Origin of the sequence: Anaerobacillus arseniciselenatis (assembly GCF_001865995.1) — a bacterium.
Lineage (GTDB): Bacteria > Bacillota > Bacilli > Bacillales > Anaerobacillaceae > Anaerobacillus > Anaerobacillus arseniciselenatis.
Window position 1 is genome coordinate 817,871 of sequence record NZ_MLQQ01000001.1, and the last position, 19,376, is coordinate 837,246.

At 35.8% G+C, this 19,376-nt stretch carries 18 protein-coding genes and 1 riboswitch; of the genes, 4 read left to right on the plus strand and 14 right to left on the minus strand.

Features of this window, described 5'->3' with window-relative positions:
- Positions 1 to 63 precede the first annotated feature (63 nt).
- The 6 genes from hrcA to gpr all read right to left on the minus strand — a co-directional run bounded on the left by hrcA (position 64) and on the right by gpr (position 7,994).
- Positions 64 to 1,098 carry a heat-inducible transcriptional repressor HrcA gene (hrcA, locus tag BKP35_RS04070; protein WP_071312087.1) on the minus strand — a complete coding sequence of 345 codons (1,035 nt, stop codon included), beginning with the start codon at positions 1,096 to 1,098 and terminating at the stop codon, positions 64 to 66.
- A gap of 146 nt (positions 1,099 to 1,244) precedes the next feature.
- Complete coding sequence (gene hemW / locus BKP35_RS04075; protein WP_071312088.1) at positions 1,245 to 2,384, minus strand: radical SAM family heme chaperone HemW; 1,140 nt, start codon at positions 2,382 to 2,384, stop codon at positions 1,245 to 1,247.
- Positions 2,385 to 2,557: 173 nt separating this feature from the next.
- A complete protein-coding gene (gene lepA, locus BKP35_RS04080; protein ID WP_071312089.1) occupies positions 2,558 to 4,384 on the minus strand; it encodes a translation elongation factor 4 in 1,827 nt (608 codons plus the stop codon).
- A gap of 519 nt (positions 4,385 to 4,903) precedes the next feature.
- Positions 4,904 to 5,248: a DUF3679 domain-containing protein gene (locus tag BKP35_RS04085; protein ID WP_084031426.1), complete on the minus strand. Its 345-nt coding sequence runs from the start codon at positions 5,246 to 5,248 to the stop codon at positions 4,904 to 4,906.
- A 291-nt stretch (positions 5,249 to 5,539) separates the two neighbouring features.
- On the minus strand, positions 5,540 to 6,715 hold the full coding sequence (gene spoIIP / locus BKP35_RS04090; RefSeq protein ID WP_071312090.1) for a stage II sporulation protein P: 1,176 nt from the start codon (positions 6,713 to 6,715) through the stop codon (positions 5,540 to 5,542).
- A 160-nt stretch (positions 6,716 to 6,875) separates the two neighbouring features.
- Positions 6,876 to 7,994 carry a GPR endopeptidase gene (gene gpr, locus BKP35_RS04095; RefSeq protein WP_071312091.1) on the minus strand — a complete coding sequence of 373 codons (1,119 nt, stop codon included), beginning with the start codon at positions 7,992 to 7,994 and terminating at the stop codon, positions 6,876 to 6,878.
- Positions 7,995 to 8,160: 166 nt separating this feature from the next.
- Between gpr and rpsT the strand changes: the two genes are divergently transcribed.
- The gene (rpsT, locus tag BKP35_RS04100; protein WP_071312092.1) at positions 8,161 to 8,427 is read left to right on the plus strand and encodes a 30S ribosomal protein S20; all 267 of its coding nucleotides are present in this window, start codon (positions 8,161 to 8,163) and stop codon (positions 8,425 to 8,427) included.
- Positions 8,428 to 8,537: 110 nt separating this feature from the next.
- On the opposite strand, the gene holA is transcribed toward rpsT, so the two are convergent.
- Positions 8,538 to 9,554, minus strand: coding sequence for a DNA polymerase III subunit delta (gene holA / locus BKP35_RS04105; RefSeq protein ID WP_071312093.1), 1,017 nt, complete (start codon positions 9,552 to 9,554; stop codon positions 8,538 to 8,540).
- Between the two features lie 621 nt (positions 9,555 to 10,175).
- Between holA and BKP35_RS04110 the strand changes: the two genes are divergently transcribed.
- Positions 10,176 to 10,307 carry a YqzM family protein gene (locus BKP35_RS04110; protein WP_071312094.1) on the plus strand — a complete coding sequence of 44 codons (132 nt, stop codon included), beginning with the start codon at positions 10,176 to 10,178 and terminating at the stop codon, positions 10,305 to 10,307.
- A gap of 91 nt (positions 10,308 to 10,398) precedes the next feature.
- Here BKP35_RS04110 and BKP35_RS04115 read toward each other — a convergent pair whose 3' ends face one another.
- The 4 genes from BKP35_RS04115 to BKP35_RS04130 all read right to left on the minus strand — a co-directional run bounded on the left by BKP35_RS04115 (position 10,399) and on the right by BKP35_RS04130 (position 15,874).
- Positions 10,399 to 12,741, minus strand: a complete 2,343-nt coding sequence (locus BKP35_RS04115; RefSeq protein WP_071312095.1) for a DNA internalization-related competence protein ComEC/Rec2 — start codon at positions 12,739 to 12,741, stop codon at positions 10,399 to 10,401.
- Positions 12,742 to 12,751: 10 nt separating this feature from the next.
- Complete coding sequence (locus tag BKP35_RS04120) at positions 12,752 to 13,321, minus strand: ComE operon protein 2 (protein WP_071312096.1); 570 nt, start codon at positions 13,319 to 13,321, stop codon at positions 12,752 to 12,754.
- A 163-nt stretch (positions 13,322 to 13,484) separates the two neighbouring features.
- Entirely contained in the window at positions 13,485 to 14,771 is a 1,287-nt protein-coding gene (locus tag BKP35_RS04125) for a homocysteine synthase (RefSeq protein WP_071312097.1), read from the minus strand.
- 170 nt (positions 14,772 to 14,941) lie between these two features.
- A riboswitch (SAM riboswitch) is annotated at positions 14,942 to 15,049 on the minus strand.
- A gap of 201 nt (positions 15,050 to 15,250) precedes the next feature.
- Positions 15,251 to 15,874 carry a ComEA family DNA-binding protein gene (locus BKP35_RS04130; protein WP_071312098.1) on the minus strand — a complete coding sequence of 208 codons (624 nt, stop codon included), beginning with the start codon at positions 15,872 to 15,874 and terminating at the stop codon, positions 15,251 to 15,253.
- A gap of 47 nt (positions 15,875 to 15,921) precedes the next feature.
- On the opposite strand from BKP35_RS04130, the gene BKP35_RS04135 reads away from it, so the two are divergent.
- Positions 15,922 to 16,176 (plus strand): DUF2533 family protein, encoded by a 255-nt coding sequence (locus tag BKP35_RS04135; protein ID WP_071312099.1) that lies wholly within the window; start codon positions 15,922 to 15,924, stop codon positions 16,174 to 16,176.
- Between the two features lie 98 nt (positions 16,177 to 16,274).
- Entirely contained in the window at positions 16,275 to 17,093 is an 819-nt protein-coding gene (comER, locus tag BKP35_RS04140) for a late competence protein ComER (protein WP_071312100.1), read from the plus strand.
- Positions 17,094 to 17,406: 313 nt separating this feature from the next.
- Here comER and BKP35_RS04145 read toward each other — a convergent pair whose 3' ends face one another.
- Genes BKP35_RS04145 through rsfS form a run of 3 tightly spaced genes read right to left on the minus strand, consistent with a single transcriptional unit; the run spans position 17,407 to position 19,375 of the window.
- Positions 17,407 to 18,153 (minus strand): class I SAM-dependent DNA methyltransferase, encoded by a 747-nt coding sequence (locus BKP35_RS04145; protein WP_071312101.1) that lies wholly within the window; start codon positions 18,151 to 18,153, stop codon positions 17,407 to 17,409.
- A gap of 2 nt (positions 18,154 to 18,155) precedes the next feature.
- Positions 18,156 to 19,022: a CvfB family protein gene (locus BKP35_RS04150; protein ID WP_071312102.1), complete on the minus strand. Its 867-nt coding sequence runs from the start codon at positions 19,020 to 19,022 to the stop codon at positions 18,156 to 18,158.
- Positions 19,022 to 19,375, minus strand: a complete 354-nt coding sequence (gene rsfS, locus BKP35_RS04155; RefSeq protein WP_071312103.1) for a ribosome silencing factor — start codon at positions 19,373 to 19,375, stop codon at positions 19,022 to 19,024. Before rsfS ends, BKP35_RS04150 begins: the two co-directional genes overlap by 1 nt.
- Position 19,376: the final 1 nt, after the last annotated feature.

The following is a 19,376-nucleotide window of genomic DNA, read 5'->3' on the forward strand; positions in this document are numbered from 1 at the left end:
AGTCTCAGAAAATACAACCAATTGGGAGAATAAACATTTCTCAACTATTTGTCAATATTTCCATTACTTATTTCTTTGATACAATTTTGTTAAAGTATTTGTCATATCTTTAGAAAGATAATCTAAAACTCCGATTACTCGTTGATATTCCATTCGAGTTGGTCCGAGGATACCGATAGTTCCTAGGTGTTTTCCGTCGGCAGTGTATGTTGCTGTAATCACACTACAATTATCAATCGCCTCAAGTTTATTTTCTTGGCCAATTTTCACAGTAATCCCTGAACTATCGGAACGGAAAATTTGATGAACCAACTGTTTTTCTTCGAACATTTCAAGAAGCTGACGCACTTTTTCAACATCACGAAATTCTGGTTGTGAAAAAATATTCGTCTTTCCCCCAAAAAACACATGATCATTTTTCTCATGAGTAAAAGACTTTTCCAACATTTGCATCGTATCTTTATAGTTCGAAATATGCATTTTTAAAACATTTCCAACTTCTGAAAATATTTTCCCACGCAACTCAAGCATTGAAACTCCTTTTAGGCGTTCATTTAAAATATTAACCATCATTTCAATATCAGTTACTTCCATACCTTGTGGAATATCAACGGCTTGTTTCTCAACATGACCAGTGTCAGTGACGATAATCGCTACTGCTGCCTCTTTAGTTAATGGGATAATTTGCAAATGCTTTAACGTCGTATCGAATACTTCCGGTCCCAACACGATGGAAGTATAACTCGTTAAATTAGATAAAATCTGTGCTGACTGTTCAATTAATTGCTCGACTTCATGAATTTTCTGGGCAAACATTGATTTAATATCAACAATATCAGAATTGTTTAGTAACTCTGGTGATAATAAGTGATCTACATAGTATCGATAACCTTTTTGTGAAGGGATTCTCCCTGCAGAACTATGAGGCTTTTCTAAAAAACCTAATTCTTCAAGATCTGCCATTTCGTTTCGAATTGTAGCAGGGCTATAAGATATGTCTTCTCTTTTTGATACACTTCTTGAGCCCACTGGTTCTGCAGAACGAATATAATCATCAATAATTGCTTTTAAAATTAATAATTGTCGCTCTGTTAACATAATTTATCACCTCTGTTAGCACTCTAATTGAACGAGTGCTAAATCCTATTAATAAATTACCAAAAATCTATATTCGTTGTCAACGATTCGAAAGAAGTTTTGGAGTTAAGAGGCAAAAAAACACTATCTATGTAGACAACTATCATTTATAGCAGAAATTTTTCAAAAACTTCATTAGCTACAAATAAACCATTTTTCGTTAAAGAGATACGATCGTCCTCCACTTTTAGTAGCCCTTCTGATTTTAACCGTTTAATGTTATTACCAAAAATTTCAAAAGGATCCTTATTGAAACGATTTTGAAACTGTGAAATAGAAACACCTTCTAGTTTTCGAAGTCCTAAAAACATTTCTTCTTCCATCTTTTCCGCTGTACTTACGACATGACTTTCTAATAGGGGGCGCCCTTGTGAATGAACATTATTTATATATTTTTTTATTGGACCAACATTTGCATAGCGCTGCCCTGATACATAGCCATGTGCCCCTGCACCGATCCCATAATATTCTTCATTATTCCAATAGGTGAGATTATGCAAACTTTCATACCCATTTTTAGAAAAATTACTTATTTCATAATGATGATAATTTTGTTCTGTTAACATATTGATTAAAACATCATACATTGCTACTTCATCATCTTCTGGTGGTAAGGGTAACTTTCCTTTGCGTTGCAATTGGTGAAACACCGTTTTTTCTTCTACCTTAAGTGAATACGCTGAAAAATGAGGGATCTCAAGCTCCAATGACTTTTCTATGGACTCTATAAAATTGGCCACTGACTGACCTGGTAATCCGAACATTAAATCAATCGATATATTTTCAAAGCCCATTCTTCTTGCACTTTCAATTGTACGATAAATATCTTTTTCATCATGAGCCCGTCCAATCTTTTTTAAAAGATCTTCTTGAAAAGCTTGAGCACCAATACTCAAACGGTTCACTCCAGCGGACTTTAACAGCGATAACTTCTCGTCAGAAATATTCCCAGGGTTGATTTCAAACGTGTATTCTCTCGGTTTTTGTAATGAAAAAACTTGATTTATTGAATCTAATAACGGCTCTAACTGTTGAGATGATAAAGAAGAAGGAGTTCCTCCACCGATATAGACCGTTTCAATATGATCATATGGGAATTGTGAGACCGCCTCTTTCATTTCTTTTTCACAGGCCTTGACGTACTCCTCAATGGGCTGCCCTTTTAAATACACTTTATTAAAATCGCAATAATGACAAATTTGCTCACAAAAAGGAATATGTACATATACAGCTTTCGGTAAAGCCATGAGGTCACCATCTTTCTTTTTTCAATTTACAATGTACAATTTAAAATTAAAAATTAAATTTATTTTTAGTAGCGCTACGAAGGACTGCATAAAAAAATTGTGAATTTTTAATTTTGAATTGTACATTAAATTAAAGCCGTAGAAATGAGCTTCTACGGCTTACTCCATAATTATTACTTACTTTCATCCATACGAAGAACGGCCATGAACGCTTCTTGTGGCACTTCTACATTCCCTACACTCTTCATACGCTTTTTACCCTCTTTTTGTTTCTCTAAAAGTTTACGCTTACGCGAGATGTCACCACCGTAACATTTTGCTAATACATTTTTACGAATCGCTTTAATTGTTGAACGAGCAATAATTTTCTGTCCGATACTAGCTTGAACTGGGACCTCAAACTGTTGACGAGGAATTAATTCTTTCAACTTATCAACAATGACTTTTCCACGGTCATAAGCAAAATCTCGGTGAACAATAACAGATAGCGCATCGACTTTTTCGGCATTTAATAAAATATCCATTTTTACGAGTTTCGATTGCTTGTAACCGATCAACTCATAGTCAAATGATGCATATCCTTTAGTACTCGATTTCAATTGATCAAAGAAATCATAAACAATTTCTGATAGTGGAATTTCATATGTGATTGTTACACGGTTAGCATCTAAATATTTCATATCAAGATAATTACCACGTTTTTTCTGACAAATTTCCATGACTGCACCGACATAGTCGTTCGGTACCATCACTGATGCTTTCACATACGGTTCTTCAACAAATTCGATTTGTTGCGCATCAGGCATCTTTGATGGATTATCAATGCGCTCCTCCTCACCATTTGTTAATGTGACGCGGTAAATAACACTTGGTGCTGTCGTGATTAAATCAATATTAAACTCTCTTTCAATGCGTTCTTGAATAATTTCCATGTGTAAAAGTCCTAAGAAACCACATCGGAAACCAAACCCTAACGCTTGAGAAGTTTCTGGCTCATATTGCAGGGATGCATCATTTAATTCTAGCTTTTCAAGAGCATCTCTTAAATCATTATAATCATTTGTATCAACGGGATATAACCCACAAAACACCATTGGGTTCATTTTTCGATATCCAGCTAGAGCTTCACTAGCAGGGTTATTGACACTTGTAATCGTATCCCCGACGCGACTGTCACCCACATTTTTTATAGATGCCGTTAAGAAACCAACGTCTCCAACAGTTAATTCATCACGCTTCACTGGCTTAGGTGTAAATACTCCCGCTTCAATCACTTCAAATTCTTTACCTGTTGCCATCATTCGTATTTTTTCCCCAGGTTTAATCGTTCCTTCGATGATTCTAATATAAACGATTACCCCTCGATAAGGATCGTATAACGAATCAAAAATAAGTGCTTTTAACGGGCCTTCCGGGTCACCACTAGGGGCAGGTACTTTCTCTACAACTTGTTCTAAAATTTCTTCAATACCAATCCCATTTTTCGCAGAAGCAAGAACAGCATCTGAAGTATCAAGACCAATAATATCTTCTACTTCTTGTTTTACTCGCTCAGGTTCTGCACTCGGTAAATCAATTTTATTTACAACTGGTAATATTTCCAAGTCGTTATCAAGTGCTAAATATACATTCGCAAGCGTCTGAGCTTCAATTCCTTGAGCTGCATCGACGATAAGTAAAGCCCCTTCACAAGCTGCTAAGCTTCGTGATACTTCATACGTGAAATCAACGTGTCCAGGGGTATCAATTAAATGAAAGATATATTCCTCTCCATCTTTCGCTTTATACGTTAACTGAACCGCATTTAATTTAATCGTAATTCCTCGTTCACGTTCAAGGTCCATCGCATCAAGCATTTGATCTTTCATCTCACGTTGGGTTAGGGCACTTGTTTGTTCTAGTATACGATCTGCAAGTGTCGACTTCCCATGATCTATATGAGCAATAATTGAAAAATTACGGATTTTCGATCTGCGTTTTAAACGTTCTTCTTTGTTCATTTTATATCACTCCTATGTATAAAAGCTCAAGCGCAAAGGTTTACTCGCTATCACTAAACTACTCCAAGTTAATACACTAGCATAAATTATAACAATAGCGTCGACTTGTTTCAATTAAATTTAAAATTAGTGTGAAATATTGAGCCATTTTCGTACAAAACACTGATGACGATATCCGTCACACTCTAACAGGAAAAAATTCCGGTCGATTTCCCTCACTGCGCTGTAAAGCTACTGACCTCAGTCACACCTTGTGATACTTCTTAGCAAATTCATCGTGCTGCTTTGCGACGAGTAACCGCAGGAGCACTTCGTTCCGAATTTAGAGGCTTGTTCGGAAAAGTCGACCGTCATTCATTTTTTCATACAAAATGCCCATGACGGTAATCCATCACTATAAAATTATGTAAAACTCAGTTCTATTCTTTCCAACTAACGAACAAACCAACGAGTCAACTTTTAAAAACAAAAAAGACCGCCAATGCAGCCTTTCTTAATATTCGCGTTTGCGGGCAGTCTTTATGTTAAAACACTAGCAACCGAATTAGTTATTTTAGTTAATATATTTGAAAATAGGTGATCTAAAGCATCAGAAAGCTTTACACCCATTTGCGAAAACAAATTAAACGTTTCAATTTGCTCAAGTTGTTGCTGCTTTTCTTGGAGGTCGTGACTAGTTATCTTATCATCTTCGTTTATAACTTCAGACGTTGTTACATCGTTATTTTTAATAATCGTAGCAGTGGAGTAACTTTCATCACCCGTCATTTTAACGATATTATTACTAGCCATCTGAATCCCTACTAATATACCTAAAAATAGAATAGTAGTTATAAAAAAGCACTTTAAAAAGAACTTCGTCACAATCAACACCTCCATAGAAAAAATATCTCTTAGTTCAACTAACCAACCTTCCAACTTTTTCTTACAAAACCCTTATGACGGTAACCGTCACCATTTGAAATGTAAAAGGCGAATGATTTCCTTCACTTCGCTGTGAAGATACTGACCTCAATCACATCATGGCACGCTTCTTAGCAAAGGCTCCGTGCTGCTTTGCGACGAGTAACCGCAAGAGCACCTTCTAACGATTCTCAGAGGCTCGTTCACGAAATCATTCGACTTTTTTCATACAAAACCAACCTGTTGTTATATTTACTTCGTTACTTTTTCAGCGCCCCAGTAAAAGTCACTAAATACCTCTGCAAATACTTCTGCCGAGCGATACGCTTCCTCCAATGTATTATCTATGCCACCTATTTCTATTAAAACAGAATTTGGTGATAAATCTTGATTATACCGGCCGTTAGTCCCCGCTCCACCTTTTGAAATAACCCCTCTACTTAAACCAGGGTATTTTTGATCTAACAACTCATGCAATTCTGCAGCTAACTGAAGATTTTTTTCGTAATTTTTATTATTTTCACCTATGACAAATAATGTTCTCGCGTACTCAACACCATTAATCGTAACTGTGGTTATATCTCTTGGTTGCGCATCTCGATGGACATCGAAAAAGAACTCTAAATCGTTATTTGAGTGGATGGCTTCTTGGACAATTTCTCTTGAAGCATCATAAGAACGACCATATAGCCAATCACGGTTACTTAATATTGCTCCAATATCACTTTTATCAACATCTACACCGATGCCGCGTTTTTCTAACTCACGACTTAAACGATCACCGACAAGAGTAATATTCACAGACTGATGAAAGGCTTCAGAAGGAGCTCTTGCATCTTTCAACTCTGGTAAAAATGATTCGCGACTATGGGAATGAACGATATGAACAACTTTACGTCCATCAGTTGAAACTGATGGTGTTACAGTCTCTTCCTCATCCATATCTTCTAATTTTTTTATACTTTCTTGTGTAGCTTCTCGTTCTGCCATCATTACTTCTAGTGGAGGAGCTGATTCGATAGGCATATTCGTAAAATCTGTTCCCTCACCAGCGACAACGATAGTTCCATCAAATAATGCAAATCCCGGTAATTCTCGCCCTAATAAACTTCTTGGGTCTTCTGGATTTAGACTTGTAGCTAATTCAAACACTAGCGACGAAACTTTAGGGGGATGACTTTCTTCAGGTAACACTTGTGTGAAATATGGGTTTTCAGTACTCATCATGTACACTAATGCATCACTTGATACGTACGAACTCCAAGCATGTACGGTTGTCGATGATAAGCCGTAGCCTGGTTCAAAAGCTGTTAACATTCCTGTAATAATGAATAATGCCATTATACCAACGATGACGAGTATCGCCATTCGCTTAAAACTTGTCCTATTTAACGAAACTGTAAAACCTTTAAATTTTCTTGGAGACATAATTTCACCCTTTCAAGCTTGTCTACATTATGTATATGACAGCAGTTGAAAGGGTAGAACTTTTTTTTGAGTGTTGAATTTTGAGTGTTGAGTTTTTTAGCTTTGCTTCGAAGCAATACAGAAAAGCAACTCATAACTCAACACTCTTCACTCAAAACTTTTAGTGAGTGTACATCCCAACATTATCTTGGTCGACTTCGCCGTGTAAGGCTGCGTTTAATCCAGCGGCAATTACATTGGCCATGTCTTCAATAAAGACGTCTACTTCTTTTGGGGTCACCATTAAATTATGACCGAGTGGCGCTAACACTTCACGGATCAATTGTCTTTTTTCTTCCTCTTCCAAGCCACCCATCATACCAAAAATATTTTTTCTCGTATCTAGTTCTGGCATATCTTCATCTGTAAGCTCTCTTTTTTCTCCAAACGTCATACCCGCAGGTGTTAATGAACGTGACGGTTTATTTCCTTCACGCATTTCTCTTCCAAAATGTTTAAATACGTAATCAATCGTATCACTTGTAATTGAGACTGCATCAACAACGGTTGGAATTCCTACAGCAATTACTGGTATTCCTAAAGTATCTTTACTTAATTCTTTCCGTTTATTTCCTACTCCAGAGCCAGGGTGAATTCCAGAATCAGAAATTTGGATCGTCGTATTCACCCTTTCGATCGAGCGTGAAGCAAGTGCGTCAATAGCAATAACAAAATCAGGTTTCGTTTTTTCAATCACACCGTGTATTATATCGCTCGTTTCAATACCGGTAATCCCCATTACCCCAGGAGTAATTGCGCTAACTGGGCGAAATCCATCAGAAACTTGTTCTGGCTGTAATTCAAAAATATGTTTCGTAATTAATAAGTTTTCAACGGCAATTGGACCTAGTGCATCAGGCGTAACATTCCAGTTTCCTAGACCTACAATAAGACAACTAGCATCTTTACTTATTCCTAAGTGTTTTAAAAATTGATTAAATTCCTTTGCAAAAACACGCTCAACCTTTTCTTGAAGTTCTGTGTCTTTATTTCTGATTCCTTGTGTTTCAAACGTTAAATAGCTACCTTCTTTTTTTCCTAGCCTCTCTGCACCTTCTTTAGTAATCTCAACCGTTGTTATATGTACTCCTTCTTCATCACGTTCTTTTACAATAACCCCATTTAATGATTGTCGTTCTTTAGGTGCTTTTCTTTCTTCCCTTTCTTTAACCAGTTCATGAGCTTCAACTGCTAAATCAGTACGTATATTATATTTTTCTAAGTTAATTTCTTTAGTCATTTACAACACCCTCTTTGAACAATATTGTATTCAAATTGTTCCCAGTAGCTTATCCGACTATTCCTTTTTCATTCTGCTATTGCAATTAATCTCTAGTTTTGTTACAATGCAATGTGTTGTACTTATATATTCGCAATTATCCGGTTGCATCAAGGAGGTGAAAGGAATGCCAAATATTAAATCAGCTATCAAACGCGTAAAGACAAGCGAAAAACGTCGCGCTCATAACGCTGCGCTTAAATCTGCTCTTCGTACTGCTATCAAAACTTTCGAAACTAAAGTAGAAAGCAAAGAAGTAGAAGGTGCAAAAGAAGCGTTCTTGGTTGCAACCAAAAAGCTTGATAAAGCTGCAACAAAAGGTTTAATTCATAAAAATGCGGCATCTCGTCAAAAATCTCGCCTAGCGAAGAAATTAAACGAGCTTTCAGCATAATTAAAAACGTATAAAAAAAGGGCTACTGGTGTCAGCTACCTCAACATTGAGGTGTCTGACACCAGGCAGCCCTTTTTTTGCTTTTTCCATAAATATTTTCTCCGCTTGATTTATCCTAACACCTTTAAAATAAATAGTTCTAACGCTAACTGTTTGTCTACCTTCCCCGTTTTAATATTAAAATCTGCTTCAGCAAGCTCATCTATAAATAATAATAATTGCTTTTCTGAAAATAAATTACCTTTTTGGTTTGCTAATTTAACAACATAAGGATGAAGTTTTAATATCCCCGCGATTTTTTGCTGTGAATATCCTCGTTTTGATAACTCACTCACCTGATAAATAATTCTGAATTGCCTAGCTAATAACGCCAAAATTTTTATCGGCTCTTCCTTTTGCTTTAATAAATCATAGAACACTTGCAAAGCTTCAGTCTTTCTCCGATGTACAACATGATCTACTAACGAAAATACATCTTGTTCGACCGTTTTTGATACTAATTTAACCACTGTTTCTTCATCAATAAAGCCACCAGGACCTGCAAACAGTGCCAACTTCTCTATTTCCCCGGCAATCATCATCAAACTGTTCCCTAACAAGTGCATTAATTTTTCTTTTGCTTCATGTGCAATTTCAACGTCGTAAACCTTAACTCTAGCAGCAATCCATTTCCCAAGATCTTGCTCATTCATTGGTGTAGCTTCAAGGACTTCAGCATGTTTTTTTAAAAGTTTTACAATTTTCTTCCGCTCATCTAATTTTTCATAAGGAGCGACCACGATAAAACTCGTTTCCATAACAGGGTTTGCAATATAATTTTCAAAAGCTTTTATATCATGCTCAACTTTTGATGGATCCTTTCCAGTTAAAAATTGGGGATCTTTAACGATAACAATTCTGTTCGTTCCCATAAAAGGTAACGTAAGCGCCTCTTCAATTGCTACCGATATCGGAGTTTCCTTTAATTCAAAGCTTGAAAAGTTAAAATCATATTCTTCTTCCGTTAAAACTTGATTTAAAATATTATGTATCGTCTCCTCGATTAAAAATGATTCAGTACCGTATAATAAATAGAGAGGAGCGATATTACCACTTTTGATTTTTTTCTGTATCTGCAAAAAACTCATTTATTTATAATTCCTTTCTTACAAAGTTAGTTTGTTGGTTAGTTGTTTGTTGGTTTGGTGAAAGTTGAAAAGAAATCGCCTTTTTTCATCTTGGATGATTACGGAATATCGTTATCATGGTTTGGTATGGAAAAAAGGAGGGCAATTTTCTGAACGAGCCTCTAAAAGTCGCTAGAGTTTTACAGCGAAGAGAAGAAGATTGCCCTCCTTTTACATCCTAGATGGCAACGGTTAAAGAGCCATCTATACATTAGCATTATTTTTATTTTTACATATAAATAACGATTGTACAATTGAAAAAGGGGAATTAACTCGAGTTGTTAATCCCCCATTTATGATAAACGTCAACAAGAAGGGCCTAGGACATCCTCTTGGTGACGATAATCACTGTTTTCTTTTTTTCCTGTTGTATTAGTTATAATATCCTATGCAGAACAAATGTATATGTGTCAACTCTTTACAGCAATGACAAGTTTCGTTTTGAATAAAATTTTTATTACACTTTTTATAAGGAATCAACAAAACATCGAGATTTTAACATTTCCATTTAGTAAATGTTAGAAATGTAGATTTTTTATTTTTTTTAGCTTATACTAAAAACTGTATTAGGAGGGATGCCAAATGAATCAATTTGAAAATGAAGTTCAAAGCAAGCGTAACGATGCTGTCGATTCTGCTGTCGGTTTCGTTGTCTCATTCGGCTTTTTTGCTACAATTTTTGCTGTAGCAATTTTAATTGACTTGTTTGTGTAAAGTTTTTTAGAGAGAGGGGCTGTCCCAGAAGGTCGACACCATGCTTACTAAATATAGACGAATAAATTTATTATCCGTCTATATTTGCTACCTAACGGTGTCTGACACTTTGTTTTGGGACAGTCCTCTCGTTAATTAACGTTTCAAAGTGACCAACATCATTTTTAAACCGATACCGGATCGCCCCGTGGTGATCGGTTCGAAAGATTTTTATATCATTTGCTTCTAGACGGCCAATCACGTCTGGATGTGGGTGCCCGTAATAATTTGTTCGTCCAACAGGAATAAGAGCAAAGCTCGGATCCACAAATTCTAGAAAAGGCTCTGTTGTTGAAGTATTGCTACCGTGATGTCCAACTTTTAAAACATCGACTTCAATAGCATTAAAATTATTTAAAAAGCGCCTTTCTCCAGGGGCCTCTAAGTCACCTGTAAATAACCAATATAAACCACCAATTTTCGTATAAACAACTATTGAGCGATCATTTAAGGTTTGCTCACCACCAACAGGTGCCAATACTTGAAAGTTAAAATCTCCTCTTTTCCAATAATAACCTTTTTGTACAAACTCTATTTCTGTCCCTTCATTATAAAAATCCCTTAAAAGCTGTTGTTCAAAAACCCCTTCAACAGGCCCGATTCCATAAAGGATTTTTTCTACTGGGATTTCACCAATTAAAGCTTCGGCACCGCCTATATGATCAAAATGACCGTGGGTTAAAATTAATTTATCTATTTTGCGAACCCCTTTTGCTTTTAAATAAGGTAAAAGTACATCATTACCAACATCAAAAGTTTTTGTCCTCGTTGACCAATCATTAAGACGAAAGTCTACAAGACCTCCAGTATCAATTAAGTAAACTGCCTCCCTTCTAGGTAGCTCAATATATATACTATCTCCTTGTCCTACGTCTATCATTGTTATTACACCTTCATTGGTTATATAGTGAATATGCCAATGAAACAAAGCGACAACTAGAAATATACTGCTACTTTTTATTAATTGGCCGATTGAAGGTGATTTCTCCCACACATATAAGTTCAATCCAATCGCTAAATAATAAAAAACGACAATAATTAAAGGTGGTTTACCAAACGTTAACGTTGAAAATGGAAAAGTCATTACATAAGCTAACCCTCGGTGTGCATTAACAATGACAAAGTCAAAAATAATTAACAATGACTCACTAAATAGCGGAAAAATGAAATGACTAATAAAGACGACAAAAGATAACGGCAAAGCAAAAAAGGTGACGAAAGGAATATAAATTAAATTTAACGGTATGCTCCAAAGTGATATTTCATAAAAATTATAAACAATGATCGGAAATGACACGAATTGCGCCACCAATGTAACAACTAAAAGTTGAATCACCCAGCTTGAATACCGATTCAATAATGTGTTTGCAGAAATAATTAACGAGTAAGAAACGAGGAATGAAAGTTGAAATCCTAAGTGGAAAATGTAAGATGGATTAAAAACTAATAATAATAAACAAACATAACTAATTCCGTCTAATGGATTTAATTTCAAATGAGCCCTTAACGAAAGCAAAACGACCATCGACATTGCCGTAGCTCTTAAAACAGAAGGAGCACCACCTGCTAAAACAGCATATATAGGTAACATAATTAATAAAAGATCTATGGCCCTCTCCTTCGTGACCCCAAGCCTAATGAATAAAAAATACAAACTAGCACTTACTAAACCGACATGCAGTCCAGAAACTGCTAATAAATGAATGATACCTAGTGATTGATAAGACTCGAGTATTTCATGGCCAATCTCCCCTCGATCACCAAAAACTAGAGCGATAACGACTCCTCTACTTCCTTCTGGAAAATTCTCCATGATGTAATTTATTCCATTTTGTCGATAATTTTGGAGTAAAGAGTATGGGGTAACACTGCCTTGTCGGCAGTCTTCTAACGAAAAGGAATCAGGGGTAAATTGGTAGTAAATTTTCCTAACTGTTTTTAAATATTCTTTATAGTTAAAACTATAAAAGTTTCGAGGTTCAGGTGGTAATTTATATTCACCTTGAATTTGACAAACCATACCGTAACGTAAATTTTTGAGGTCATTATTTTCATTAGAATCACGAGCAAAATAATTAACTTGATAGGTTTGCCTGTCATTCGACTTTAATTCAAAAGAGGTTTTATTACCATCATGATCGGGAATAGAAGTGATTTTTCCTGCCAAAATGTTCGTATTAGGCTTAGGTGGGGTATCTTTAAAATAAAGTGGATTTACATAGAACAATACGATGAGTATTAACGCCGATATTAATAACTTATAATCCGATTTGTATTTGTAAAAAAAATATATGAGGGCTAACAAAAAAAAGAATGAAATCGAATGAAAGCCCTCAACTCGCAGCAAAATACTTGAAATAGCAGCAACTACTAAAACATAAACTTTACCAGACACATTAACCTCCTTAACTTGTCGATGTGTATAGTTTGTTTGCTTGTTCTGTTAGTTTTTTTATTTCCTCACCATCAACACCGGCTTGTTCAAGCTTTGAAAGTAAAGATGCTGTAAAAGATAACTTATCTGATGATTTTGTATCTAAAACCATTTCTTCAAGTTCAACATATTCAACATGAACCCCTGCTTCTTCAAACAATTGCATAGCATAAGGGTGATTTTTGTAATCTTTTGCATAATAGACTTTTTTTATCCCACTTTGAATAATTGACTTTGCACAATTTAAACAAGGGAAGTGTGTAACATATATTTCAGCTCCTGCAGTAGGTACACCAAATTTGGCACATTGCAGAAGGGCATTTACCTCAGCATGGATCGTTCGAATACAATGATTGTCTTCCACGTAGCAACCATCATCAATACAATGTTCACCACCAGATATAGAACCATTATAACCACCTGCAATGATCCGTTTATCACGTACAATTGTAGCTCCGACCATAAGGCGTGTACATGTACTTCTTAATGCTAATAAATGACTTTGTGCCATAAAATATTGATCCCAAGATATTCGTGTCATATTCAGCCTCCAACGACAAAATTTATTTTCTTAAGTGTAGACAAAATATGACACATTTTCAATCTGTTTATTAATCATTTTTGTGAAAAGTTCACAACCAAACTCAAAACTCAAAACTCAAAACTCAAAACTCAAAACTCAAAATTCAAAATTCAAAATTCAATTACCCCTGACTCTCCTCAAGTGCTTGCTGAAGGTCGCCAATAATATCATTCACGTTTTCAATCCCTATTGAAAGTCGAATTAATTCTGGTGTTACTCCCGCTGCCTGTTGCTCAGCAACCGTTAATTGCTGATGTGTTGTACTTGCCGGATGAATAACAAGTGATTTCGCATCACCAACATTTGCCACATGTGAAAATAATTTAAGGCTGTTAATGAATTTTTTTCCTTCTTCTACTCCACCTTTAATACCAAAGGTTAAAATAGCACCTTTACCATTAGGTAAATATTCTTCAGCTAAAGAGTAGCTAGGATGACTTTCGAGCCCAGGATAGCTAACCCATTCGACTAAAGAGTTTTCTTCAAGGAATTGAGCGACTTTTTCAGTATTCTCACAGTGTCTTTCCATACGTAAATGTAACGTTTCTAAACCTTGAAGTAATAAAAATGAGTTTAATGGCGCAATTGCTGGACCCATATCTCTTAATAGCTGGACTCGTGCTTTAATAATATAAGCTAAATTACCAACAGCTTCAGTATAAACAACCCCGTGATAGCTTGGATCTGGCTCAGATAACCCTGGAAACTTTCCATTTCCCCAATCGAAATTACCACCGTCTACAATAATACCGCCGATTGACGTCCCGTGGCCTCCGATAAATTTTGTTGCTGAGTGTACGACAATATCAGCACCATGCTCAATCGGTCGACATAAAGCAGGAGTTGTAAAAGTTGCATCCACGACTAATGGTAAGCCATGCTCATGGGCTATATCCGAAACTGCCTTAATATCAAGAACATCTCCTTTAGGATTTCCGATAATTTCTCCATAAACGAGCTTCGTTTTATCGTTAATCACCGCTCGGTAGTTTTCCGGGTCTGAACTATCGACAAAATGAACTTTGATACCTAACTTCTTTAATGTGTGAGCAAAAAGATTATATGTACCGCCATACAGGGAACTAGAAGTGACGATCTCATCTCCACTTTCACATATGTTTAAAATTGCTAAAGTAATCGCTGAAGAACCACTAGCAGTTGCTAGAGCGGCAACACCACCTTCTAACTCGGCGACTCTTTTCTCAAACACATCCTGTGTGGGATTCATAATTCTTGTATAAATATTTCCAAATTCTGATAACGAAAACAAATTAGCCGCATGATCTGTGTCTTTAAATACATATGATGTCGTTTGATAGATCGGTACCGCTCTCGATAATGTATTACTATCAGCCTCTTGACCACCATGTACGGCAATCGTTTCTAAACTCCAATTTTTTCCAGTCACCTAAAAATCCCCCTTGTAAGTTTTGAATGTTGAGTTTTGAGTTTTGAGTTAAATGGGGCTGTGCTCCTTAGCTCCAAACTCATCACTAAAAATTCTTCATTCTAAATTCAATTAAAAATAAAAAACTCCCCCCATAGTATGAGAGAAGAGTTAATGAACGATTCTTTTCTCTCTCATTTTTCAGAACAAAAATTGTTCTGCTGGATTTAGCACCTTGTGTATTTCACACTGGTTGCCGGGTGTCATAGGGCCAGTCCCTCGACCACTCTCAATAAGAGTTGTTTTTAATTTTTTTCACTTTAGGTGATTATACTGTTTCCTCATTGGAATTGTCAATAATTTTCTAAAAGTTTCAATTATTTAGTTTAATGAATTTTATAATTCAATATTATCGCCACTAGTATCTATATGTAGTTGCGTTAAATCGTTCGCAACTATATAGTTTGATATCCCTCAATTTAGGTAATTATGAAATTCACTCAGTCAGCCACTATAAACTCTCTCATATTATCTAGTGTTTTTTCACCAATTCCAGAAACACGAACTAAATCATCTATTGATTGAAATCGACCTTGTTCTTCCCGATTGGCAACGATAGCTCCAGCTCGCGCCGGACCAATTCCTGGAATGGTTTGTAGTTCTTCAACAGTTGCATGATTAATATTAATTTTTCCATCTTCAGTGTTATTAGAAAATGTAGTTGCGATAAACTCCTCTATCAATTGATCGTCCTCATCACTATAAAAGGGAACATAAATAACCATTTCATCCTCCAATAAAGCAGCTAAATTAATCAAGTCTATGTTTGCCTCTTTATGAAAACCTTCAGCTTTTTCAATCACATTCACGATTCGGTCACCACTCTTCATTTTATAGACCCCAGGTTGATTTACAGCGCCTTTTACATCTACAACAATTTCTTCTTTTTGAAGTTCAATTTCTTCATCATGTTCGACCATCGGTTGTTGCACTTCTAAAAATTGTTGAAAATCATCTTCAACAACACTACTATTGTCAAAATTTCTAATAAAGCTTACACTAAACAACAGGATAATAGCACAAACTACACTAATGAATACGCTATTACGTTTTAATTTTTCCATATAAAGCCCCCCCCAAAAAAAGATTTTAAAAAGGAGATAAGAGAACCATGAGCGTACATATGCAAATCAAAGAACAAATGAATAACTTTATCGCTGCGGAAAAGGAGTATAAGCAACTAGATATGCGTCGCGAACAAAAAATTGAAGAAGTTATCAATGCGGCAAAACTGAACAAAGACTTTTCTTTAGAAGAGATTAATTTCATTACAGAACAATTAAATAACCTTTGTAAGTCTTATAATTTTCCAATAAGAAAAAAAGTAACGAAAGAAATGGTGTTTGAGTTTATTCATCGAAAATAATATTGAGGAAATGATTTTCTTCCACGGATTAAGTCATAAACACCTTTAATACCTCATAGACTTAAGGGTAAGAAAGCTTGAGAAGGAGGGGGGAACACATGAAAATCGGTATAATTGGAACTGGTAGCATGGGGAATATTTTAATTGAATCGTTCATAGAATCACAGGCAGTCACCCCATCTCAACTTATAGTCACTAATCGAACGATTGAGAAAGCTTATGCTTTAAAGGGGAAATTCCCTGAACTACAAGTTGCAGAAACGCCTAAGAACGTCGCTAATTTAGCCGACATTATATTTATATGTGTAAAACCTTTACAATTTCACCCACTATTAACACAATTAGCACCTTTTTTAAATGCTGATAAAATTGTGGTTTCAATCACAAGCCCAATTACAGTTGAACAGTTACAGACGGTCGTTCCATGTAAGGTCGCTCGTGTCATTCCAAGTATTACAAATCGTGCTCTAACAGGTACATCACTCGTTAGCTATGGTTCGACATGTTCTTCAAGTGATATTGAGATTTTAAATAGCTTAATTAGTCACATCTCTACCCCTGTAGAAATTGACGAAAATATCACTCGCGTTTCTTCTGATATTGTCAGTTGTGGCCCAGCTTTTTTCAGCTTCCTAATGCAAGAATTTATTGAGGCTGCAGCGCGCCAAACTGATATAAACGAAGAGAAAGCTACTCAATTAGCAAGCGAAATGCTCATTGGCTATGGACGATTAATCGAAAAAGGGATTTTCACGCTACCATCGTTACAAGAAAGAGTGTCAGTACCAGGAGGTGTAACTGGCGAAGGTATAAAAGTGTTAAAAGAAGAAGTCGGCGAAATGTTTGATCTTCTATTTCAGCAAACTCACGCTAAGTACTATGAGGATATTAGAAAAATAAAAGAGCAATTTGATTAAAAATTCACTTTTATTATAAAAAATATTCAATGATTTGAAAAGAGGCTGTTTTCATTTTTATTGAACAACAGCCTCTTTTTTACGTACAAAACCGACATGACGATTTATCCACCACATAAGATGGAAATGGCGTATAATTTCCTTCTCTTCGCTTTGACCTTCTAACGAATCTTAGAGGCTCGTTCACGAAATCATCCGCCTTTTTTTCATACAAAACTCTCATGGGGGCTTGCCTGCCACCACCATCTAACGTGAAAATTCGAGCGGAGGTGGTCGAACCAACTAGCCACTAACCAACAAACCAACTATCCAACTAATTTAATTTTTTTGCCACAAAAAACCAGCGTTCGTCATTTTCATTAAATGTGTCGGTTGAAAAGTCGCTCGTAATAGAAATGATTTCAAAGCCACTTTCTTCTAGAGCATTTTTATAAAAGGTAAGTGAATATGTTCGTTGTTTATGTAATTCATCGAATCGTTCATACACCCCTTCATCAGTTTGAACGAAAAAAGACAAGTCATGCTCAACACTGTTACTTTCTTCTCCTTGAAAACATTCCCAAATATATGAAATCTCTTCACCGTTATAAGCGTACGTACTACCATTAAAAATTTTATTGATTTTGTATGGAGTGTGTACATCGAAAATAAACATACCACTTTTATCAAGATGTTCAAAAATCCCCTGAAAAGTGGACGCAACTTCAGCTTCATCGGCTAAATAGTTAATCGTATCACATAAAGATATAACGACATTATACAAACCAAGACTTTCTAAATGGCGCATATCTTGCTGGAAAAAACGAACTTTTGCATCTTCCCTTTCACTCTTTTGTTGAGCCACCAATAACATTTCTTCCGATAAATCAACTGCTGTTACTGAAATACCTTGCTTATTTAAAGGAATCGCAATGTTACCAGTGCCACATCCAACATCTAACAACTTCTTACAATCGACGTTATTCATTTCAATCATTTTTAATACGAAAGACACCCACTCTTCGTAAGGGGCGTCTATCATTAATTGGTCGTACAAATAGGCAAACTTTTCGTAACTCATAATTACTCCTTTTTAAACGTCCAACCATCTTTTTGGTAGATTTTACCTTCTTTTAGCAACTTTCCTAATGCTCGTTTAAAAGAACCTTTACTCATATTAAACTTTTGCTTGATAATGATCGGATCTGACTTATCTGTATACGGCATTCCGCCATCTCTTTTTAGTAAAAAATCAAAAATTGTGTCAGCATCATCATGGCGACGTTCATGAGCTTTCGGTTGCATTGAAATATTAATTTTCCCGTCATCACGAACAAAGGTCACCCTTGCTGTCAACACCTTTCCAAGGTGCAACTCCTCTGAAGTTTCATTAAAATGAAGAAAAGCAATATAACTTTGTTCTGTAAAAACAAAGGCACCTTTTTCAGAAAAAGAATAAACCGTCCCAGTGATTTCACTATTCAAAATCGTTTTTGGTGCTTCAGATGCCGTCTCTTCTACTGGCGTGCCTCTTAAAAGGCGTCCCATTAAACGTCCTTTTTTATCAAAGGTAAGTGAAACCGGTACCTTTTCACCTACCTTTGGCCATAGTGAACGGTCACTACCAAGATCGTCCATCGACAAAAATAAATCACGGGAAATTCCATTATAAAGGAACACTCCGTCCTTTTCATTTACCGAGACAACTTCTAACCAATCAAAATTACTGTCTAATGAAATAATTGGCTCTTCCATAGTTGCCGAAAGACGTCCATGGTGATCATGAAATAAAAAAACTTCTATTGATTGCCCTACTTCAATTGCTTCTGTCACTTGTCTATTGTGAAGAAGAATATCTTCTATTTCCTTGTTGTTGTCTGTTAAAAAGTAACCAAAATCTGCTTTTCGTTCAACTGTTAACTGAACGATCATTCCTGGTTTTAATTCCATTATGCTAATACCTCTTCTATATCTATTGTAGGGGCATCTCCCCAGAGCTTTTCTAAATTGTAATATACACGTTCGTCTTTATGAAACACATGTACTACGACGTCATCTAAATCGATAAGTACCCAACGCGCTTGATCAAAACCTTCAAGCCTCTTTAATTCAATGTCCTGTGCTTGAGCAGATTTTTTAATTTCTGTTGCGATCGCTTGAACTTGTTTTTCTGAATTACCGTTACAAATTAAAAAATAATCAGAAATTAATGATATCCCCTTCATATCTAAAACCGTTATATTTTCTGCTTTTTTATCGTCAGCAGCTTTCACCGCAATTTGCAATACGTTATTTTCTTTCATA